We start from the raw sequence: 20,258 nt of genomic DNA, 5'->3' as shown, positions 1-20,258 counted from the left end.
ATCCTTTCAGAGTAAAAATAAAAGCGGGGAAGGAGGAGGCATATGGATCCGCGTACATTTCCGACAAAAGGAAATCTTATGCTGGCGAAAAATTCGCTTGCGTTGGCGAAGCAAGGTTATGATCTGATGGATAAAAAAAGAAATATACTGATCAGAGAACTGATGGATCTGATCGATGAAGCACGGACGATCCAAGAAGAGATCGACACGACGTTCACTTATGCGTATGAATGTCTGCAAAGGGCGAACATCGAAAACGGAATCAGCAATGTTGAGATGCTTGCATATACAGTTCCGATCGAAAATTCGATCACGATCCAGACGCGCAGTATTATGGGAACGGAAATCCCTCATGTCAAATATATGCCTGATGCCGGAAAGCCAACGTATTCATTTAGTACGACCCGTGAATCGATCGATAAGGCGAGAGAAGCATTCCGCAAGGTAAAAGATCTGACGGTGAAATTGTCTATGGTAGAAAATGCGGCGTACCGCCTTGCGGGAAATATCAAAAAGACGCAGAAGAGGGCAAATGCATTGCAGAATATCACGATTCCGATGTATACATCACTTGTATATACGATCACGAATGCTTTGGAAGAAAAAGAGCGTGAAGAATTTACCCGTTTGAAAGTAATTAAACGAATGAAAACAAAGAAACAAGGCGGCTGAGAAACCTTACTGATCTTTTGGTATGCCCGTTTGAATATATTTTACGCATGCCGGAATGAAAGGTGCAGGAAAGAGGAAGGAATCACAATGAGCAATGAGGAACAAAAGTCAATAACACCGGGCATTTACTTGTGGCTGATTGCAGTGAATATTTATATCAGCATGTTTGCGTTTGGCGGAGGTTATGTTGTTGTTCCTCTTGTACGCCGAAGTTTTGTTGAAAAGAAAAAGATATTTACAGAAGATGAGCTGATGGAGATGTCCGCTGTGGCGCAGTCAAGTCCGGGGGCGATCGCGGTGAATCTGGCGGCGTTGTCGGGGTATAAGGCGGCGGGAACGGCAGGGGCGGTGATTAGCTGTGCGGCTTCTGTAATTCCGCCGCTTGTGATTCTCGGAATCATTTCAGGATTTTATGATTTATTTATTGCAAATAAAATTGTTGCCGCTGTTTTAAAAGGAATGCAATCCGGAGTTGCGGCTTTGATCGTCAGTGTTGTAGCAGATATGTGCACTGTGATATTGAAAGAAAAATCATTTTTTCTTTTTTCCCTTATTCCGATCGCCTTTATAGCAAATTTTATTTTTGATGTAAATGTGGCGCTGATTCTGGCAGTATGCTGCGGGCTTTGTATCCTTCGGGTTTACGTAAGAAGCGGAGGTCACAAATGGAAATTCTTTTAAAATTATTTTTGACATTTTTGAAGATCGGCCTTGTCAGTATCGGAGGCGGGTATGCGGTAATCCCTTCGATCCATGAAGAAGTTGTAGTAAAAGCGGGATGGATCGGAGAAAAAGTATTTGCGGATATTATTACGATATCTCAGATGACGCCCGGTCCTCTGGCAGTGAATACATCTACGTTTGTCGGCTTGCAGATCGCAGGTGCGGCAGGCGCGGTTGTGGCAACAGTCGGATGCGTTTTTTGCGGAGTTGCGATTTCATTGACTCTGTATCGTTTTTTTCAGAAGCATAAAGAGTCAGTCTATATTTTTGAGACGCTTAACGGATTGAAAGCAGCTTCTCTGGGATTGATCGTATCAGCCGCGGCAACGATCATATTGCTTTCTTTTTTCGGAACAGGAGATCCGGATTTAAAAACAATGAAAGAATCGCTTGATATCGGCGCGGTAGCTATTTTCGGAGGAGTGTTGTTTTTGTCGCGGAAGCGGAAGATCAACCCGATCATGCTGATGCTCGTAAGCGGAGCGGCAGGTATAATTTTATACATGTAACTGTAAAAGTAAAAAAGTAAAGAAGGCGGTCTTGAATAGAAAAGCGGCAAAGGGTCTGATAAGGAAAGATCAGAAACAGAGGAAAGAGGTTTATGAGAGAAAAGAAAAATAAGAATGATAATGTAAATGACGTAAATGGCAAAAGAGATAATAAGAAAGCGGCCGGAAAATTTAAAAATTGGACAACAGCTCTTAGCATGGAGCTAAGGGAACATAAAAGTTCGGCTATAGTGTATTTTACATTGAGGGCGCTTGTGATCATTATGCTCGTGCTCCAACTTTTGAATCGGAATTATGAAAATGTATTTTTGTGTATACTTACGCTTCTTTTGCTTGTGATTCCGAGTTTGGCACAGATTACATTTAAAGTGGAACTGCCGACAGCATTGGAGATTATCATTCTTGTATTTATTTTTTCGGCAGAGATACTCGGCGAGATCAGTGAATTTTATCTTGTATTTCCGTTCTGGGATACAGTGTTACATACATTGAACGGTTTTCTTGCGGCGGCGATCGGATTTTCGCTTGTTGATCTGCTGAACAGAAGTGACCGGACGGTTTTTTCACTGTCGCCGCTTTTTACGGCAATCGTAGCGTTTTGTTTTTCGATGACGATCGGAGTTGTGTGGGAGTTTTTTGAGTTTGGGATGGATATGATCATGGAACTCGATATGCAGAAAGATACGGTTATCCATACGATTCGATCTGTTATGCTTGATCCGGGCGGACATAATGTGCCGTATGCGATACAAAACATAACAGATGTTGCGGTGAACGGACAATCTCTTGGATTGGGAGGATATCTTGATATCGGACTGCTTGATACGATGCAGGATTTGATCGTTAATTTTATCGGCGCGGCTGTATTTTCCGTACTTGGATTTTTCTATGTGAAAAGCAGAGGAAAAGGAAAGGTGGCAGGAAGCTTTATACCGAGAAGAAAAGCGCATGACAGAGACTTTTTGAGAATTGCGAGAGAGTCTTCGGAAGTGGAGCAAGATATACAGGAGAAATCGCAGAAAGTGCCGAAAGGCAGTGCAAAAAACGGAGACAGATGACAGAAAGAAGAAAAGGTATATGAAACAGGCGTCATAAGCGGCGCTTGGGAGACGGCAGTCGGTACAATAGATGTGGTTTTATAAACATTATCACAGAAACAAGTCTATTTTTGACAATGTTTGTTAAAAAATAGACATAAAGATTGTGGAAAGCGACAAAATATATTGCAAAAACAGCGGGTGCATTGTATATAATTTTTGATAATTTACAGAAAAAGAATATTGTTAAAAAAGAGAGATGAAAATTGAATAAATTTTCATCTTTTTTTATGTTATGAGGTGGCAAAATGAAAGAAAAAAACGGATTTTTTGCCAAAACAGAAAATAAAGTGGAAATATTGACAAAAATATTCTTCGGGTGTAATGTTTTACTCGACTTTTAGGGAAGCCGGAAATACAGAAAAAACGGCTTGTACCGAAAACGGTCGGACCTAAGAGATGAAGATATAACAGGGGTTCGATGGGGAACGGTTCTCGATGGAAAAGAGCTCTTTTTTTATACCCAAAACGAACGGAAGCCTGTAATAAAAAAGCAAAGAAAAAGGAGGGAGCAATACGGGAAATCTGACAGAAACATTGATGGAGGAACTGAATTGTAAAACGGTTTTGAAACTTCCTGTTTTAGGAGGAATTTCGGAATCGGTTGTTGTCACTTGGATCATTATGGCAGTTTTGGTTCTTTTATCCATTATATTAGTAAGAAACCTTAAGGTTGAAAATCCCGGAAAGGTACAGCTTGCATTGGAGTCAATGATCGGTTGGGCGCAGGATTTCTTTGAAGGAATTATCGGAAAAGAAAATAAAGCTTATGTGCCGTATCTTATCACGGTACTTCTTTATCTGGCAGTGTCGAATACGATCGGATTGTTAGGTTTTAAACCGCCGACAAAAGACTTGAATGTGACTGCGGCGCTGGCGATCATGAGTATGTGCGTGATTGAATTTTCGGGAATTCATAAAAACGGAGTAGTCCACTGGATGAAACATTTTGCAAAGCCGGTTCCGGTTGTGGCGCCGATTACGATATTGGAAATTGTGATCCGCCCATTGTCGCTTTGTATGCGGCTTTTCGGAAATATGCTGGCGGGATTTGTAGTGCTGGAATTTTTGAAATATTTTGTGCCGCTTATTTGCCCGATCCCCGTAAGTTTCTATTTTGATATCTTTGACGGGCTTCTTCAGGCATATGTATTTGTATTTCTGACCGCGTTATTTATGACGGAGGAAATGGAATAGAATCAAAAGATAAACAGCCGGGCTGTTTCAAATGATGGAAACGATTAAGAATAAAAAACAATCAATAAAAAACAATCAAACAGATTAAAAAATTAAAGGAGAACAAAAAACATGGAAGCAATTATAGCAATCGGAGCAGCAGTAGCAGTATTGACAGGTATCGGAGCAGGCGTCGGTATCGGTATCGCAACAGGAAAAGCGGCAGAAGCGATCGCAAGACAGCCGGAAGCAGAGAGTAAGATCAGTAAGAATCTGATTCTCGGATGTGCGCTTGCGGAGGCAACGGCTATTTATGGATTTATTATCGGAATTTTGATCATCATTCTTCTCGGTTAATAAAGTCAGATGTTACATTGTGAAAATGACGGGAAAGGCATGGGAAAAAGATGATAGAAATAAATATGAATCTTGTCTATACAATAATAAATGTGATAATTCTCTATCTCTTGCTGAGACATTTTCTGATCAAGCCTGTGACAGACATTATGGAGAAACGTAAACAACTGATTGCAGACGGACTGCAGAGCGCGCAGGATGCGCAGGATGGCGCTCTTAAAATGAAACAAGAATATGAAGCGGCGTTAAACGGAGCAAAACAGGAGTCTGTTCAGATCGTAGAAAATGCAAGAAAAAGCGCAAAGGCAGAGTATGACCGTATTCTGGAAGAAGCGGGGAACAAAGCGGACAGCATGATCGCGTCGGCAAAAGAGACAATCCGCATTGAACGGGAAAAAACGATCCATGAACTGAAGGGCGAGGTCACCGGTCTTGCGATCGCTTCGGCGGCGAAGATTGCAGGCGGGAAGTCGGACGAAGAAAGAGAGAGTCAGTTGTTCGATCAGTTTCTAAGAGAAACAGGAGAGGGACACGGAAATGAAAACAAATAGAAAAGTAATTTGTTCTTCTTCGGCAGTGAGATACGCAGAAACGCTTTTTGAACTGAATATTCCGAAAGAGACGATAGAAAAAACTCGTGAAATATTTTCGGAAGTACCGCAGATCACAGATGTTCTGGACAATCCGACGATTCGTCAAGAGAAGAAGGAACAGGTCATAGATAAAGTGTTTCCGCGGGAAATGAGAAACTTTCTGAAGATTGTCTGCCGTTATCGTAAGGTTCGTCTGCTTGGAGAAATTTTTGACGCATACGATATGCGGGCAGATGAGGAGGAACAGATCATAAGAGCGGTTCTTTTTTACACGGCGCTTCCAAGTGAAGAACAAAAAAAAGGCATGGAATCGTTTTTGTGCAGAAAATACGGAGCAAAACGCGCGTATATTGAGATGAAAAAAGATGATTCTCTGATAGGCGGATTTATTCTGCGGGTAGGAAACGATGAGTATGACAGGAGCACGAAAGGCCGTCTGGACAGATTAGAACAAAGATTAACACGGAGGTGAGCGAGGTGAGTTCGATCAACTCAAATGAAATCATTTCGATCTTAAAAGAAGAGATTGAGAATTTTGATATGATGAGCAAAGACAGTGAAGTGGGAACTGTCATTACAGTAGGCGACGGGATCGCTTCGATTTATGGAATAGATCATGCGATGTACGGTGAGATCGTTACGTTTGAAAACGGATTGAAGGGAATGGTTCAGGATATCCGAAGAAACGAGATCGGCTGTATTCTTTTCGGAAGCGATACAAGAATCAGTGAAGGAACGAAAGTAACCCGTACGGGAAAGAGAGCCGGAGTTCCGGTTGGAGACGCTTATATAGGAAGAGTCGTAAATGCGCTTGGCGAGCCGATAGACGGAAAAGGAAGTATAGAAGCCGACGGTTATCGTCCGATTGAGCAGGAAGCGCCCGGAATCGTTGACAGAAAATCTGTCAGTGTTCCGATGGAGACGGGAATCCTTTCTATTGACTCTATGTTTCCGATCGGAAGAGGGCAAAGAGAGCTGATCATCGGAGACAGACAGACAGGGAAAACGTCGATCGCTCTTGATACGATTTTGAATCAAAAAGACAAAGATGTGATCTGTGTCTATGTTGCAATCGGACAGAAAGCGTCTACGGTAGCAAAAGTTGTTAATACATTAAAGACAAACGGCGCTCTTGATTATACGATCGTCGTGTCATCAACGGCAAGCGACTGCGCGCCGCTTCAGTATATTGCTCCATATGCGGGAACCGCAATGGCAGAATACTTTATGTATAAAGGAAAAGACGTATTGATCGTGTATGACGACCTGTCAAAACATGCGGTTGCATACAGGGCGCTTTCCCTTTTGCTCGGACGTTCTCCGGGACGAGAGGCTTACCCGGGAGATGTATTTTATCTTCACTCAAGACTGCTGGAACGCTCAAGCAGATTAAGTGATGAAAACGGCGGCGGTTCGATCACTGCGCTGCCGATCATCGAGACACAGGCAGGAGACGTATCTGCATATATTCCTACGAACGTGATCTCGATCACAGACGGACAGATCTTTTTGGAGAGCGGATTGTTTGCGGCGGGCATGCGTCCGGCGGTAAATGTCGGTCTTTCCGTATCGCGTGTAGGCGGGGCGGCACAGACGAAGGCGATGAAAAAAGCGTCGGGAAGTATCCGTATCGATCTCGCGCAGTATAGAGAGATGGAAGTGTTTACACAGTTTAGCTCGGACCTGGATCCTGCGACGAAGGAACAGCTGGAATATGGAAGCGGACTGATGGAACTTTTGAAACAGCCGTTATATCATCCGATGTCACTGCATGAAAAAGTAATTACTCTTTGTGCCGCGACACACAAAATATTCCTCGGCATCGATAAAAAAGAAATACGTCAGTTCCGTCTTGATCTCATGACGTGGTTTGATACGAAATACCCAAATATCGGCGAAGAGATCGAAGAGAAAAAAGTGTTGTCTGATGAATTGATCGATCAGATTGTGTTGATCGCAGAGGAATTTAAAAAGAGCAGGTGATAATATGGCAAATATCAGAGAGATACAAAGCCGTATCAACAGTGTAAAAGATACGATGAAGATTACGAACGCGATGTATATGATCTCTTCGTCGAAAATGACCCATGCGAAGAAAAAACTTGCGGATACAGAGCCTTACTTTTATGGCCTGCAAGGCGAAATATCGAGAATACTCAGACATTTGCCGGACTTGCATCATGGATATTTTTCGGCGCGCGAGAATGTTCCGGAAGGAGAGCGCAAGATCGGTTCGATCGTTATTACGGCGGATAAAGGACTGGCAGGGGCGTATAATCATAATATCGTGAAATTAGAAGAAGAGATACTGGCCCGTCCGGGGATTCATAAATTGTTTATCGTAGGAGAACTCGGTCGTCATTACTTTGCAAAGCGGGACGTGCAGATCGATACCAATTTTCAATATACGGTACAAAATCCGACGATGCACAGGGCGAGGGATATTGCCGCGGTTCTGCTCGACCAGTTCAGGGAGAGGGAATTGGACGAGATCTATATTGTTTATACGAGGATGGAAAATTCTGTTCAGGCAGAAGCAGAAGTAATGAAGCTTCTTCCGCTTGAAAGAAGCTCGTTTAACGAAATGAAAATGCCGTTGAACGTGCACAGAGAAGCAATCGCGCTGTATCCGTCTGCAGAAGCGGTAATGGATAGTATCATTCCGAATTATGTGACCGGAATCGTCTACGGAGCGCTTGTGGAAGCATATGCAAGCGAACATAACGCCCGCATGATGGCGATGAAATCTGCGACAGACAGTGCGAAAAGTCTGATCCATGACTTGTCGATCATATATAACAGAGCAAGGCAGGCGGCGATCACACAGGAAATTACAGAAGTGTGCAGCGGGGCAAGGGCACAGCGAAAATAGAAATGCAGCAGAAAAAAGCCGGGGCTGATACCTCGGGAAGATCAGTATGTCAAACAGGCGGCAGAATGCCGCTATAGTTCTAAGAAAGTGAGAAAGATCATGAATAAAGGAAAAATCATACAGGTTATGGGTCCTGTTGTAGACGTTGTGTTTCAAGACGGGAACCTTCCTTTTATCAAAGACGCTTTGGAAGTTGAAAATAACGGAAAGAAATGTGTTATGGAAGTGGCGCAGCATCTCGGAAACAATGAAGTTCGCTGTCTGATGCTGGCTGCAAGCGAAGGGCTTCACAAAGACATGGAAGTAACTGCAACAGGAGCGGGGATTAAAGTTCCGGTCGGAGAGAAGACGCTGGGAAGATTGTTTAACGTACTTGGAGAGACGGTAGATGACGGCGAACAGATCACAGATGCAGATCAGTGGGTGATTCACAGAGATCCTCCGACATTTGAAGACCAAAGCCCGGTTGTTGAGATCCTGGAAACGGGAATCAAAGTAATCGATCTTCTTGCTCCTTATGCAAAAGGGGGAAAGATCGGACTGTTTGGCGGCGCCGGAGTAGGAAAAACGGTGCTTATTCAGGAGCTGATCCGAAACATAGCGACAGAGCATGGCGGATACTCCATATTCACAGGAGTAGGAGAGCGTTCCCGTGAAGGAAATGACTTGTGGACAGAGATGAAAGAATCGGGAGTTCTTGAAAAGACGGCGTTAGTGTTCGGTCAGATGAACGAGCCGCCGGGAGCGCGTATGCGCGTGGCGGAAACAGGGCTTACTATGGCAGAATATTTCCGCGATGAAGAACACAGAAATGTTTTGTTGTTTATTGATAATATTTTCCGTTTTACACAGGCGGGATCGGAAGTGTCTGCGCTTCTTGGAAGAATGCCGTCGGCGGTCGGATATCAGCCGACGCTTGCTACGGAAATGGGAGAACTTCAGGAGAGGATCGCGTCAACGAAAAACGGTTCGGTTACTTCCGTACAGGCGGTATACGTTCCTGCCGACGACTTGACAGACCCGGCTCCGGCAACGACGTTTGCTCATTTGGATGCGACGACGGTTCTCTCGAGAAAAGTGGTAGAGCAAGGTATCTATCCGGCAGTTGATCCTCTGGAGTCAAGTTCCCGTATTTTGGAAGCGGAGATCGTTGGGGAAGAGCATTACGAAGTGGCGAACAAAGTGATCGCGATTCTTCAGAAATATAAAGAACTGCAGGATATTATCGCAATCCTCGGTATGGAAGAGTTGTCGGATGAAGATAAAGCAACCGTTATGCGTGCGAGAAAAATCCAGAAGTTTTTGTCGCAGCCGTTCTTTGTGGCTGAGACGTTTACCGGAGTTCCGGGAAAATATGTGCCGCTGAAAGAGACGATCCGAGGATTTAAGATGATCATCGACGGAGAGATGGACGAGTATCCTGAGTCGGCATTTTTCAATGTAGGTTCAATCGACGATGTGATCGAGAAAGCAAAGGCGGCGGAGTAGGCAGAGGTGTATTATGGATACATTTGGATTGAGAATCATAGCAAGTGATAAAGTATTTTTCAATGGAAGATGTAAGAAACTGACGATTCCGGCGCCGGACGGAGAAAAAGGCGTACTGGCGCACCATGAAAATATGGTGATCGCCGTTGTTGTCGGTATTGCGCGCATGGAATCAACAGAAGGTGAAGTGACGGAAATCGCAGTCGGAACAGGTTTTGCGGAGATCGTGAATAACCGTGTGACACTGCTCGTCGATACGGCGGAACGCCCGGAAGATATTGACGTGCGTCATGCCAGAGAACAAAGGGAACATGCACAAGAGCGGATGCGGCAGAAACAAAGCATTCAGGAATATTACCACACGCAGGCATCTCTTGCTCGGGCGATGAACCGCCTGAAACTTGCACAGGGAGCGAAAGACCTGATCCACTATTAAGTGTGACAGATGCTTACGGTTGTCGAAAGGATACATCGATAGCATGTTTGTGAAAAGAAACAGATAAAAAGAGTCAGATCACGAGTGACTGGCTCTTTTTTTATCTTGCATTTTATATGGCTGTATACTAAAATAATAATGCTTATGCAAGTAAATTATTTGCATTAAAATGCACAGAAAAATGTCAGACAGAACAGTTTAAATAAATATATGGATTTACAGATCAAAGAAAATGAAACGGGCGGGGAATTATGAGTGAAGGTTACAAAATCCGGTCTCTTAGCGAGATCGTAAACGAAATATTAAGTACGGTTCGCAGCTATTATGATGCGGAGTATGCTTATTATATTGAAAAAGACAGAGGAGACATCGAGACGATCTACGAGTGGTGCGATGAGAATATCGAGTGGCAGCGTGATCGGATGAAACTTCTCCCGGAAGAGCGTCAGCCGAAATGGATGAAAACAGAGATTACCGATACGACGGCTCGGGATTATAGCGTGTTTCTTCCGATCAGTGAAGATGTGACTGCTGTTCTTGCGGTTGTCGGAGTCAGACGGGGAGGCTGCACCATCGACTTGATGCGCGCTATCGTTCAGTATATTCCGCAGGCAATCGCACTGCAGAAGATGCAGAAGCAGCAGGAATATCTGAGTTATCATGACGATCTTACCGGTCTTTTGAACAGAAACAGTCTTGTTCACTATTTTGATACTGTGGATGAGAAGAAATTAAAATCGATCGGCGCGCTTTCCGTCGATATCAACGGACTGAAAAATTTTAATAAAGAGTTCGGGAGAGATTACGGAGACGAAGTCGTAATTCGTGTCGGAGAAGTTCTGGAGGAGTATTTTCACAGTGGGGAAGCATATCGGCTGACGGGAGATGAGTATCTCGTGCTTGTAGAAAATACGTCTTATCAGGATTTTACAAAACAGGTTCATGCGGTGCATACAAAGCTTGACAATATCAGTCTCGGACTTGTTTCTATCGGCTATGCGTGGGAGAAGATCGATATCGAGGTAGACAAGCTTGTCAACAACGCGGAAGTGATGATGCGCGAGGAAAAAAGAAAATATTACAAAAATTTGCAAAAAGGACATCACGAACCGATCATAAAAGAAGATCTTTTACAAGATATTGAAAACGGGAATTTTATCGTATGTCTTGTTCCGAAGATCGATACGCTCACAGGCGAGGTCGGCGGAGCGGAAGCGGTTGTGCGCTATCATCACAAAGATCTCGGAATAGTAGATCCGGGAAGATATCTTAATATGCTGGAAGAAACAAAACTTTCCCATTACCTTGATCTTTATGTGTTTGAGGAAGTGTGCAAAACGCTTCATAAATGGGAAGTAAGAGATATTCCGATGATCCCGGTTTCGGTGAATTTTGCAGGGGCAACTCTTCGGCAGGAAGGACTTGCGGATAAAATGCTGCATCTCATAGAAAAACATCATGTCAGATGCGAGTATCTCGAAGTTGAAGTTTCGGAATCAAGCAGCGATATGAATCAGGAGATGCTGGCAGAGACGAGCAGTAAGATACGAAAAGGAAATGTAAGAGTGATCTTGGATCATTTCGGTGCAAAAGATTCAAGTTTTTCGATCTTGTCTCTTATGGAGTTCGACGGATTGAAACTGGATAAGAGCGTGATTTCAAATATTGTCGGAAACGGAAGGAGCCGGATCGTGGCGCAGGCTGTTATCGACATATGCAGACAGTTGGGAGCGTCTGTTCAGGCAGCGGGCGTGGAAACTCAGGATCAGTTTAATGTACTCAGGGAGATCGGCTGTGATTATGCACAGGGAACATTGTTTAATAAACCGATCACGATTGAAACGTTTGAAGTGAGATATTTAAGAGACAGATAAGGAAAAGTATGGTAAAGGGATGGGCGGCGGACATTACGCCGCTTTACGATAAAGAAATATATATAAAATATTTTGAACGGCTTCCCCGTTTTCGGAAAGAAAAGGCAATGGCGCAGGCAGATCCTTTAAAGAGAGTGCAGAGCGTGGCGGCATGGAGTCTGTGGGAGAAGTTGAGGAAGAAATACAGACTTCCGAAGGAAACAGTGTTTAACCTGTCACATTCAGGGGAGTTTGTCATGTGTGCCGTCTGTATGGGAGGGGATTTGGCAGAGGGAAAACGCATACAGGTCGGGTGTGATATTCAGCAGATCGGCAGGGCGCGGGAGCATTTGGCAAAACGGTATTTTTGCGGTTCGGAATATGAGGCAGTGATGTCGGGAAAGACACCGGAGGAGAGGGCGGATATATTTTACAGATACTGGGTGCTCAAAGAAAGTTTTTTGAAAGCGACAAGATTCGGTATGAAGCTTTCGCTTGACTCGTTTGAGATACGATTGGGAAATCCGCCGGTTTTGATACGGAAACCGGATCTGTTTCGGCAAGATTATTATTACCGGGAATATGAGCATCCGAATAAACTATATAAAATGGCGATCTGTTCTACAGAGAAAGAGATTGCCGCCGATATAGATATGGAGTTGAAATTATGAAAAAATTGACCGGAGAATTCCGGCTGAGACGAATGTTGGTCATCGGCATAGCGATCGGTCTTGTGGCGGGAGTTCTGTGTACAGGAGTTGCCGCGAAGTCGGTTTTGTCAAAAAATAAAGCGGAATTTGCCGCAGAAAAAGAAAAATTAAAAAAGAAAACAAATGAGCTGAAAGAAGAGATCATGAAGCATGAGGCGGCGAATAACAGCGCAGAGGCTTTAGGAAGCGACAAAGAAGGGTGGGCATTGGTTCTTGTCAACGACTCTCATCCTCTGGATGTTTCTTATGTGCCGGAATCTATGGTGGAGTTGGAAAGCGAACGGTTTGTCGATGCGCGTATCGAAGAACCTCTTCGGCAGATGCTTGACGATGGGGCAAAAGCGGGACTTAGTATGTATGTTGCTTCCGCTTACCGTTCTTCTGAGAAGCAGAAGGAAGTGTTTAATGCAACCATGCAGGACTGGATGGCAAACGGACGTACGCCTTTGGAAGCTTATGATGAGACGAAAAAGTCAGTGGCAGTTCCGGGAACGAGCGAACATGCGACCGGACTTGCAGTGGATATTATAGCGTCCGAGTATGAAGGTCTGGATGACCGGCAGGGAGAGACGGACGAACAAAAATGGCTGATGGAACATTGTTGGGAATATGGATTTATTTTAAGATATCCTCCGGAAAAGGTGGATATCACGGGAATCATTTATGAACCGTGGCATTATCGGTATGTAGGGAAAACGGCGGCGGAAGAGATCATGAAAAAGAATCTGACACTGGAAGAATATCTTCTTCAATAAAAAGCCTGACAGTACCGTGCAGAAGAATCGCATAAGTATAAGTATAAGCAACAGTCCGGTCCGCGCTGGTTCTAAAAACCGCATTGCGGAAAATCTCTTGACGCAGACTGGGAAAAAGAGATAGGATAAAGTATATGGGGAATACCGTAAAGGGTTGGTAAAGAGTATAAATATACATAAGGAGGAAAAAATGCAGGATTTAACATTTGGGGAACAAGTCAAGATCATTCTCGGAAGGAAAGGAATGACGATCAAGCAGCTTGCGGAATTGATCGAGGAAAAAACAGGGAAGAAAATGTCGAGACAGAACCTGACACAGCGTCTTGGCAGAGATAATTTTCAGGAACAGGATATGCGTATGATCGCGGAAATGCTTGAGTGTCCGTTTCATTTGAGTATCATGTCGGCAGAAGGGGCAGGGGAAGTAAGAAGCATTGCGGCGTTGGAGCGTGCGGCGGCAGCGAGAGTTGAAGCTGTAGAAGCCTCCGGTCATAAAGAGCTGACAGCAAAAGAGCAGGCAGAAGCGGAGTATGCAGAGCCGGAAGAAAAACTGATCGAAGAGACTGTGCCGGAGATGTTTGAGCATACAGAAGAGTTTGCACAAAACAAGGCAGAAGCAGAGTATATTGAACCGGAAGAACCTGTGGAAGCAGAGTATATTCAGACGGAAGAACCTGTGGAAGCAGAGTATATTCAGACGGAAGAACCTGTAGAGGCAGAGTATATCCAGCCGGAAGAACCTGTGGAAGCAGAGTATATCCAGCCGGAAGAATCTGTGGAGGCAGAATATATCCAGCCGGAAAAAGAAGCGGATATGAGTATGCCGGATACGGAAGGGTTAGAGACACCGGGAGAAGAGGTATCGAACGATCGCGATATGACGATCGGCGAATTATACGAAATTCATGAAGAGTTGAATGAACTTGAAAAGAACGTGCAGGCGGGCGAGTCGATAGAAGAGATTAAAAAGGAACTCGAAAAGCCGAAAAAAGAACGCAGGCTCGGAAGTTTTTTCAGAAGAAGAGATTCACAGTCAAAAGCGGAAAAAGAAGTTTCACCAAAAGAAAATGAAGTGCAGACGGATGCGGTCGGAGAAAGCGGTATCGGAGAAAATGTAAATCAAAACGATACGGATCATGCCGACAAAGCAGGAGCTGTAGTTCAAGATGAGTCTGTTTCGTCGGATGCAAAATGGACAGAAGATGCGGCAGAAGATGAAACGGCATTTGCAGAAAGCGGGAGCACGGAAGATTTTGAGCCGGTCATTACACATGATGATGCGGATGAGGATACTCAGGCAGGCGATGTGAATCCGTACACCGGAAAAGAATACCAGTCGAACAGCGTGCGGATGCATCCGACAAGGATCGGATACGTTCAGGTGTATGACCGTACGATCCATAAATGGACAGATATGACAGAGTGGGCATTTCTCGGACTTCAGGAACGTAAGAAAGCTTTACTCGGCAAGGCGTATGAACCGCCGATTTATCTCGATTGACGTTTCGTTTCAATTCGGCGGATAATTGAACAATAAGGAAAGTGATACAGCCCCGCAGAGTTTTCTGTGGGGTTGATTTGCAACGGCGATATGTCAAAGTTCGGGCTTGCCTGAGACTTGGCGGCCATTTACAACTTCGGAATGTGGATTTTGGCGCTTCCGCCTGTTTGCGGGAGGAAAGGAGACGATAACGTATGGAATGGAGCAGGCTGCTTTCGACAAAACGTGAGAGAGCAGGCGGGAATTTTGCAAAGGCGGGCGATCTAAGAAGTGAATTTGAAAAAGACTATCACCGCATAATCGGAAGTGCATCTTTTCGCCGGCTGCAGGATAAGACGCAGGTTTTCCCTCTTGATAAAAGCGATTTCGTAAGGACGAGGCTGACTCATTCTCTGGAAGTATCTTCGCTTGGGAAATCACTGGGGCAGACGATAGGAGAAAATATACTGGAGCATCGGAAAAACTCAGGATTTACGCCTCAGATGAAAGAGGATATTTCTCATATACTTGAGTGTGCGGGCTTGATCCATGACATCGGAAATCCTCCGTTCGGACATTTTGGAGAAATTGCGATCCGGGAATGGTTTGAAAGAAATCTTCCGAAACTTACGTTTTGCCAAAAGAATGTTTCCGAGATGTTTACCGCGCAGATGAAACAGGATTTTTTTCACTTTGAAGGAAATGCTCAGGCGCTTCGTCTTGTGACAAGACTGCACTATCTTGTCGATGAGCATGGTATGAATCTGACATATGCGCTCCTGAATACGATCATTAAATACCCCGGATCATCTTTGCAGATAGATGAGAACAGTGGAAATATAAAAGACCGGAAGATGGGATATTATTTTGCGGACGAGGAAATATTTCATAAAGTGACAAAAGAGACAGGGGCGGGAAGAAACCGGCATCCGCTGACATATATGTTGGAAGCGGCGGATGATCTTGCCTATAAGACGGCGGATATTGAAGATTCTTTTGTGAAAGGATTTATCCGATATGCGGATCTGGAGCGGGAACTAAAAGAGTTGGAAGAGAAGAAACGAAACGGTACGTTTCGACCCGCATACAGACTTCGGCAGCTTTACGAGAGGGGAATACAAAAGCGGGTGCATGATCCGGAATCTTACGCCGTGAAAAATTGGATTGTAAATGCACAGGGATTTTTGCTTAACTGTGCGACAGAAGGATTTATGGCGAATTACGATGCGATCATGTCGGGAAAGTTCGGTCAGGATCTGTTTTACGGAACAAACGGGGAAGAACTGATGGAACTGCTTGGAGACATGGCGGACAGATATGTTTTTTCATCAATGGCAATCTACAAGATGGAAGTATCTGAGTCGGCTGTTATAGATTATTTGATGGAGCGTCTTGTACAGGCGGCTTTGTATTTCGATACAAAAGAAAAGCAGGGAACGATTGACAGGAGAGTAATATCGTTTATATCGGATAATTATAAGAATGCATACCGAATCCAATCAGAAGGCAAAAGCGAAGCGGAGAAATTGTATCTCCGCCTGCTGCTTGTGACGGATTATGTGTGCGGTATGACAGATAGTTATGCAAAACGTCTCTATCAGGAAATGAACGGGATCATCTAGGCCGGAGTCCGACACAGCGAAACCAATGACCGAAATCAGCGTTTGCGTTTCGCTCGTCGTCAGTCAGCATATCAGAATCGGCGTAAGATCTGCAGAAGCGTGGGAAACCGAAAAGGTCTGCCGCGCGGGCTTCTCTTAAGTCATATATGCCGGGAACTCCGAGCCAGAGCCGTCCGTTTTGCTCGGTAAGGAGAAGATGCCCGTAACTGTGGTAACCGTGCAGAAGAAAACTGTTGTTTGAAAGAAACCAAAATTTCCGAGGAAGAACTGTCAGATCGGAAAGCGATAGTTTTCGCGGAAGAGAAAGACCGGTTTTTGAGATCTCATTTTGCCGCACTTCTCCCCGGATGGAGGAATTTGATTCGCTTTTCGCGCGAGGTTCTGGTTCATCCGGTGATTCGTCTTTCGTGGGAGGTTTTGTCTCATCCGGTGATTCGTCTTTCGTGGGAGGTTTTGTCTCATCCGGTGATTCGTCTTTCGCGGGAGGTTTTGTCTCATCCGGTGATTCGTCTTTCGCGCGAGGCTCCGCCTCATCCGGTGATTCGCTTTTTGTGAGAGGATTCGCCTTCTCCTGAGAGTTGTTCTGCGGGCTGTCCGGTCTGGTGGATAGGGAGGCGGGATATGAGTCGCTTTGAATCGTGGAGTCGGTATCCAGAAAATGAATTTGATCTGAATCTATGTTTTCAGGACAGTTCGGCGTAAGCCAAAGGGAGGATGACTCGGAACATTTCAGGAAAAACCCGTCGATCGATTCGAGACGGCGGCATTCGGGGAAGGAAGATTGCGGAGCGCAGAAACGTATGCTGTGTGTCATGGAGTCAATGGGAAAATGAGCGATCTGTTTTGCGCAGATTTGATTTTCCTTGAAAAAGAACGCATACATTTCCGCCTCGAAAACATTTTCAAGGCTGATGCTTCGGATGTGTGCCTGAAAAATACAGGATTGATAGCGGCGGTAGATTTTCAGAAATCCCGCATTGCGCTTTCGTACATTGTTTTCATATTCATATAGATAAAAAGTACCCGTGTCCATCTTTTACCTCGATTCTTGTCTTTTCAATCTAATCTATTCATGAAAGAAAAGAAAAAGAACGTATGGGAGGAAAGAAAGCGGAGGAACATACAGGAGGGATATAATGGAAGAAAATGAGAAGTTGAAGTTAGATGAAAAGTATATGCGGGCAGCCATTAAACAGGCGCAAAAAGCATATGCGATTAATGAAACACCGATCGGATGCGTTATTGTTTATGAAGGAAAGATCATAGGCAGAGGTTATAACAGAAGGAATACAGATAAAGACCCGTTGGCACATGCGGAGATTAAGGCAATCAAAAAGGCAAGCAAAAAAATGGGAGACTGGAGGCTGGAGCAATGTACAATGTATGTGACGTTAGAGCCATGTCAAATGTGCGCAGGAGCAATCATTCAGTCGAGGCTGACCCGCGTTGTTGTCGGATGCATGAATCCAAAAGCAGGATGTGCGGGATCGGTTTTGAATCTTTTGGATATAAAACAATTTAATCACCAGGCAGAATTGACAACCGGAGTGCTTGAGGAAGAGTGCAGTGCGCTTATGACCGGATTTTTCAGGGAACTGAGGGAAAAGAATCGCCGGAAGCGCTAAAGGCACATTCCGGGATTGTAAGCGGTCGCCAAGGTCTCCGGCAAGTCCGGACTTTAGCTCGCTGCCATTACAAAAAGAAAGCCCGTGCAGACGTTACAGCAGTATAGCTGTTTCGGCACGGACTTTTCATTGAGATCATATAAACTTTATAAATACTTTTTCGTGCATTGTGCTTCGAGCTAGGCTAACAGACGTTACTTAGGCAGTTAACTCAGTTCAGGCGCCCTTACGGCACCCGGAAGGTTCTGCTTAGTGCTGCTCCGTTCCCGACCTGACACGATTCACAGATTCCCGTCGCGTAAGACCCAAACATCAACGCCACTTACCTAAGGCAGCTCTGCCGGCTGTCGCCCTCTGCACAATATCACCCCTGCTATAGCGGATTGCAGGTACAAGGTACCGCTAACACCCCGGCTGCACGAGTCTTAATTTTACATGGTTTTAAGAGAAATGTCAATGAATAGAGCGCAAAATCACAGTAAAATGTAACAGTTCTTTGCGGCGGATTATTTTTAGTGTTATTATAGAGTATAAATTTTGTTGGAAAAAGAGATAGGAGAAATTATGAAGGTACTATTAGCGGCAGTAAATGCAAAATATATTCATTCAAATCTTGCCGTCCACAGCTTAAAAGCATATGCGCGAACTTATACGGAAGAAATCGAAGTTGCGGAATATACGATCAATCAGACGTTTGATGCGATCTTGCAGGATATATATAGGAGAAAACCGGACCTATTGGGAATTTCCTGCTATTTGTGGAATATTGAATATGTAGGACAGCTTTTGAGAGAACTGCCGAAGATTCTTCCGGATACAAAAATCTGGCTTGGAGGTCCTGAGGTATCTTACGATGCGAAGGCTGTGCTGGAACAGTATCCGAAAGTAGAAGGCGTGATGTGCGGAGAAGGGGAAGAGACGTTTGCGGAACTGCTCCGTGTTTATCATGAAGAAAAAGGGGCGCTTTGTTCCGGAGTAAAAAGAGATGAACTCTTTTCTGATATTCCGGGAATTGCTTATAGAAATAAGGACAAAGCTGTAATCCAAAATGATTTTCGTCCTGTTATTGATTTGAGCACGATTCCGTTTGTCTATGATCATATTGAAGATTTTGAGAACAGGATCATCTATTATGAATCGAGCAGAGGATGTCCTTTTTCATGCAGTTACTGCCTTTCCTCTATCGACAAATGTTTACGTTTCCGGGAGATAGAGCTCGTAAAAAAAGAACTTCAGTTTTTTATCGACAAGAAAGTACCTCAGGTGAAATTTGTGGATCGGACGTTTAATTGCCGGCATGATCATGCGATGGCGATCTGGACTTATATTCATGAGCATGATAACGGAATCACAAATTTTCATTTTGAAGTTTCCGCGGATTTATTGAATGAAAAAGAGATCGCGTTGATCAATCGTATGCGTCCGGGTCTGATCCAGCTTGAGATCGGTGTTCAATCGGCAAATGAGATTACGATCCGGGAAATCAACAGAACGATGAAAATCGATGTTTTGTCAACGATTGTTGACAAAATTAAAAAAGGAAACAATGTGCATCAGCATCTCGATCTTATCGCAGGATTGCCGTATGAAGGATATGAAAGCTTCGGAAAATCATTTGACCGTGTATATAAAATGAATCCGGAGCAGCTTCAGCTTGGTTTTCTGAAAGTTTTAAAAGGATCTGTTATGCATGACAGGGCGCAGGAATACGGGATTGTGTATCAGGATCGTGCGCCGTATGAAGTCCTTTCTACAAAATGGCTTACTTATGCGGAGGTCATCCGGTTAAAGCAGATAGAAGAGATGGTTGAAGTGTATTATAACAGCGGGCAGTTTTGCTGTACGATGGCGGCATTAGAGCAAGAATTTGCATCTCCGTTTTGTATGTATGAATGTCTGGCGGCATATTATGATGAAAAAAATGCATTTGCCGTAAGTCATTCACGGATCGGAAGGTATGAGATCTTATATGATTTTATCGTGAAAACGTGTAAAGAAAGATCGGAACAATATATGGAAATGTTGACATTGGATATGTATTTGAGGGATAATGTGAAAAAACGTCCGGAATTTCTTAGAGAAAGCGGAGTTTCATCGGATGAAGCGGCGGCATTTTATAAAAAAGAAGAGAAAGAGCGGACCTATTTGAAAGCATATGAAGGATACGACAGACGTCAGATGAGAAAAATGACTCATTTGGAACGAATTGACGGGAAAACAGTGTTGTTTGATTATAAAAACCGAGATCCGCTCACAGGAAACGCGGCGATTTATTATCTGTCAGAGTAAA

20 protein-coding genes and 1 other RNA gene are annotated in these 20,258 nt (G+C 44.2%); 19 read left to right on the top strand and 2 right to left on the bottom strand.

Annotated elements, in window-relative coordinates:
- Window positions 1–42: 42 nt before the first annotated feature.
- The 17 genes from ACH9UM_RS12285 to ACH9UM_RS12205 all read left to right on the top strand — a co-directional run bounded on the left by ACH9UM_RS12285 (window position 43) and on the right by ACH9UM_RS12205 (window position 16,343).
- The gene (locus tag ACH9UM_RS12285; protein WP_004848475.1) at window positions 43–672 is read left to right on the top strand and encodes a V-type ATP synthase subunit D; all 630 of its coding nucleotides are present in this window, start codon (window positions 43–45) and stop codon (window positions 670–672) included.
- 87 nt (window positions 673–759) lie between these two features.
- Window positions 760–1,353, top strand: a complete 594-nt coding sequence (locus tag ACH9UM_RS12280) for a chromate transporter (RefSeq protein ID WP_004848476.1) — start codon at window positions 760–762, stop codon at window positions 1,351–1,353.
- A complete protein-coding gene (locus ACH9UM_RS12275; RefSeq protein ID WP_004848478.1) occupies window positions 1,338–1,904 on the top strand; it encodes a chromate transporter in 567 nt (188 codons plus the stop codon). Before ACH9UM_RS12280 ends, ACH9UM_RS12275 begins: the two co-directional genes overlap by 16 nt.
- 92 nt (window positions 1,905–1,996) lie before the next feature.
- Window positions 1,997–2,962 carry a hypothetical protein gene (locus tag ACH9UM_RS12270; protein ID WP_004848480.1) on the top strand — a complete coding sequence of 322 codons (966 nt, stop codon included), beginning with the start codon at window positions 1,997–1,999 and terminating at the stop codon, window positions 2,960–2,962.
- 579 nt (window positions 2,963–3,541) lie between these two features.
- Complete coding sequence (locus tag ACH9UM_RS12265) at window positions 3,542–4,198, top strand: F0F1 ATP synthase subunit A (RefSeq protein WP_400091476.1); 657 nt, start codon at window positions 3,542–3,544, stop codon at window positions 4,196–4,198.
- Window positions 4,199–4,309: 111 nt separating this feature from the next.
- Window positions 4,310–4,534: an ATP synthase F0 subunit C gene (gene atpE / locus ACH9UM_RS12260; RefSeq protein WP_004848489.1), complete on the top strand. Its 225-nt coding sequence runs from the start codon at window positions 4,310–4,312 to the stop codon at window positions 4,532–4,534.
- Between the two features lie 50 nt (window positions 4,535–4,584).
- Window positions 4,585–5,085, top strand: a complete 501-nt coding sequence (gene atpF, locus ACH9UM_RS12255; protein ID WP_400091473.1) for a F0F1 ATP synthase subunit B — start codon at window positions 4,585–4,587, stop codon at window positions 5,083–5,085.
- Window positions 5,072–5,599: an ATP synthase F1 subunit delta gene (atpH, locus tag ACH9UM_RS12250; RefSeq protein ID WP_004848494.1), complete on the top strand. Its 528-nt coding sequence runs from the start codon at window positions 5,072–5,074 to the stop codon at window positions 5,597–5,599. Before atpF ends, atpH begins: the two co-directional genes overlap by 14 nt.
- A gap of 5 nt (window positions 5,600–5,604) precedes the next feature.
- Window positions 5,605–7,110, top strand: coding sequence for a F0F1 ATP synthase subunit alpha (atpA, locus tag ACH9UM_RS12245; protein ID WP_009243685.1), 1,506 nt, complete (start codon window positions 5,605–5,607; stop codon window positions 7,108–7,110).
- A 4-nt stretch (window positions 7,111–7,114) separates the two neighbouring features.
- Entirely contained in the window at window positions 7,115–7,999 is an 885-nt protein-coding gene (atpG, locus tag ACH9UM_RS12240; protein WP_004848498.1) for an ATP synthase F1 subunit gamma, read from the top strand.
- A gap of 99 nt (window positions 8,000–8,098) precedes the next feature.
- Window positions 8,099–9,487, top strand: coding sequence for a F0F1 ATP synthase subunit beta (atpD, locus tag ACH9UM_RS12235; RefSeq protein ID WP_004848500.1), 1,389 nt, complete (start codon window positions 8,099–8,101; stop codon window positions 9,485–9,487).
- A 13-nt stretch (window positions 9,488–9,500) separates the two neighbouring features.
- Window positions 9,501–9,923, top strand: coding sequence for an ATP synthase F1 subunit epsilon (gene atpC / locus ACH9UM_RS12230; protein WP_004848501.1), 423 nt, complete (start codon window positions 9,501–9,503; stop codon window positions 9,921–9,923).
- A gap of 251 nt (window positions 9,924–10,174) precedes the next feature.
- Window positions 10,175–11,797: a GGDEF domain-containing protein gene (locus ACH9UM_RS12225; RefSeq protein WP_004848504.1), complete on the top strand. Its 1,623-nt coding sequence runs from the start codon at window positions 10,175–10,177 to the stop codon at window positions 11,795–11,797.
- 8 nt (window positions 11,798–11,805) lie between these two features.
- The gene (locus ACH9UM_RS12220; protein WP_004848506.1) at window positions 11,806–12,447 is read left to right on the top strand and encodes a 4'-phosphopantetheinyl transferase superfamily protein; all 642 of its coding nucleotides are present in this window, start codon (window positions 11,806–11,808) and stop codon (window positions 12,445–12,447) included.
- Window positions 12,444–13,241 (top strand): D-Ala-D-Ala carboxypeptidase VanY, encoded by a 798-nt coding sequence (locus tag ACH9UM_RS12215; protein WP_004848508.1) that lies wholly within the window; start codon window positions 12,444–12,446, stop codon window positions 13,239–13,241. Before ACH9UM_RS12220 ends, ACH9UM_RS12215 begins: the two co-directional genes overlap by 4 nt.
- Window positions 13,242–13,431: 190 nt before the next feature.
- Window positions 13,432–14,742 carry a hypothetical protein gene (locus ACH9UM_RS12210; RefSeq protein ID WP_009243684.1) on the top strand — a complete coding sequence of 437 codons (1,311 nt, stop codon included), beginning with the start codon at window positions 13,432–13,434 and terminating at the stop codon, window positions 14,740–14,742.
- A gap of 194 nt (window positions 14,743–14,936) precedes the next feature.
- The gene (locus ACH9UM_RS12205) at window positions 14,937–16,343 is read left to right on the top strand and encodes a deoxyguanosinetriphosphate triphosphohydrolase (protein WP_004848514.1); all 1,407 of its coding nucleotides are present in this window, start codon (window positions 14,937–14,939) and stop codon (window positions 16,341–16,343) included.
- Here ACH9UM_RS12205 and ACH9UM_RS12200 read toward each other — a convergent pair.
- Complete coding sequence (locus ACH9UM_RS12200; RefSeq protein WP_004848519.1) at window positions 16,336–17,376, bottom strand: DUF6128 domain-containing protein; 1,041 nt, start codon at window positions 17,374–17,376, stop codon at window positions 16,336–16,338. The two genes, ACH9UM_RS12205 and ACH9UM_RS12200, sit on opposite strands and share 8 nt — an antisense overlap.
- Window positions 17,377–17,479: 103 nt before the next feature.
- Between ACH9UM_RS12200 and tadA the strand changes: the two genes are divergently transcribed.
- Window positions 17,480–17,968, top strand: coding sequence for a tRNA adenosine(34) deaminase TadA (tadA, locus tag ACH9UM_RS12195; RefSeq protein ID WP_004848523.1), 489 nt, complete (start codon window positions 17,480–17,482; stop codon window positions 17,966–17,968).
- Window positions 17,969–18,128: 160 nt separating this feature from the next.
- On the opposite strand, the gene ffs is transcribed toward tadA, so the two are convergent.
- An RNA gene (ffs, locus tag ACH9UM_RS12190) (signal recognition particle sRNA large type) lies at window positions 18,129–18,390 on the bottom strand.
- A gap of 142 nt (window positions 18,391–18,532) precedes the next feature.
- Between ffs and ACH9UM_RS12185 the strand changes: the two genes are divergently transcribed.
- Window positions 18,533–20,257 (top strand): B12-binding domain-containing radical SAM protein, encoded by a 1,725-nt coding sequence (locus ACH9UM_RS12185; protein WP_009243683.1) that lies wholly within the window; start codon window positions 18,533–18,535, stop codon window positions 20,255–20,257.
- Window position 20,258: the final 1 nt, after the last annotated feature.

It is taken from the genome of Mediterraneibacter torques, from assembly GCF_044591705.1.
Classification (GTDB): domain Bacteria; phylum Bacillota; class Clostridia; order Lachnospirales; family Lachnospiraceae; genus Mediterraneibacter; species Mediterraneibacter torques.
The sequence above is the reverse complement of the archived record's forward strand: the minus strand, read 5'-3'. Positions and strand labels throughout refer to the sequence as shown.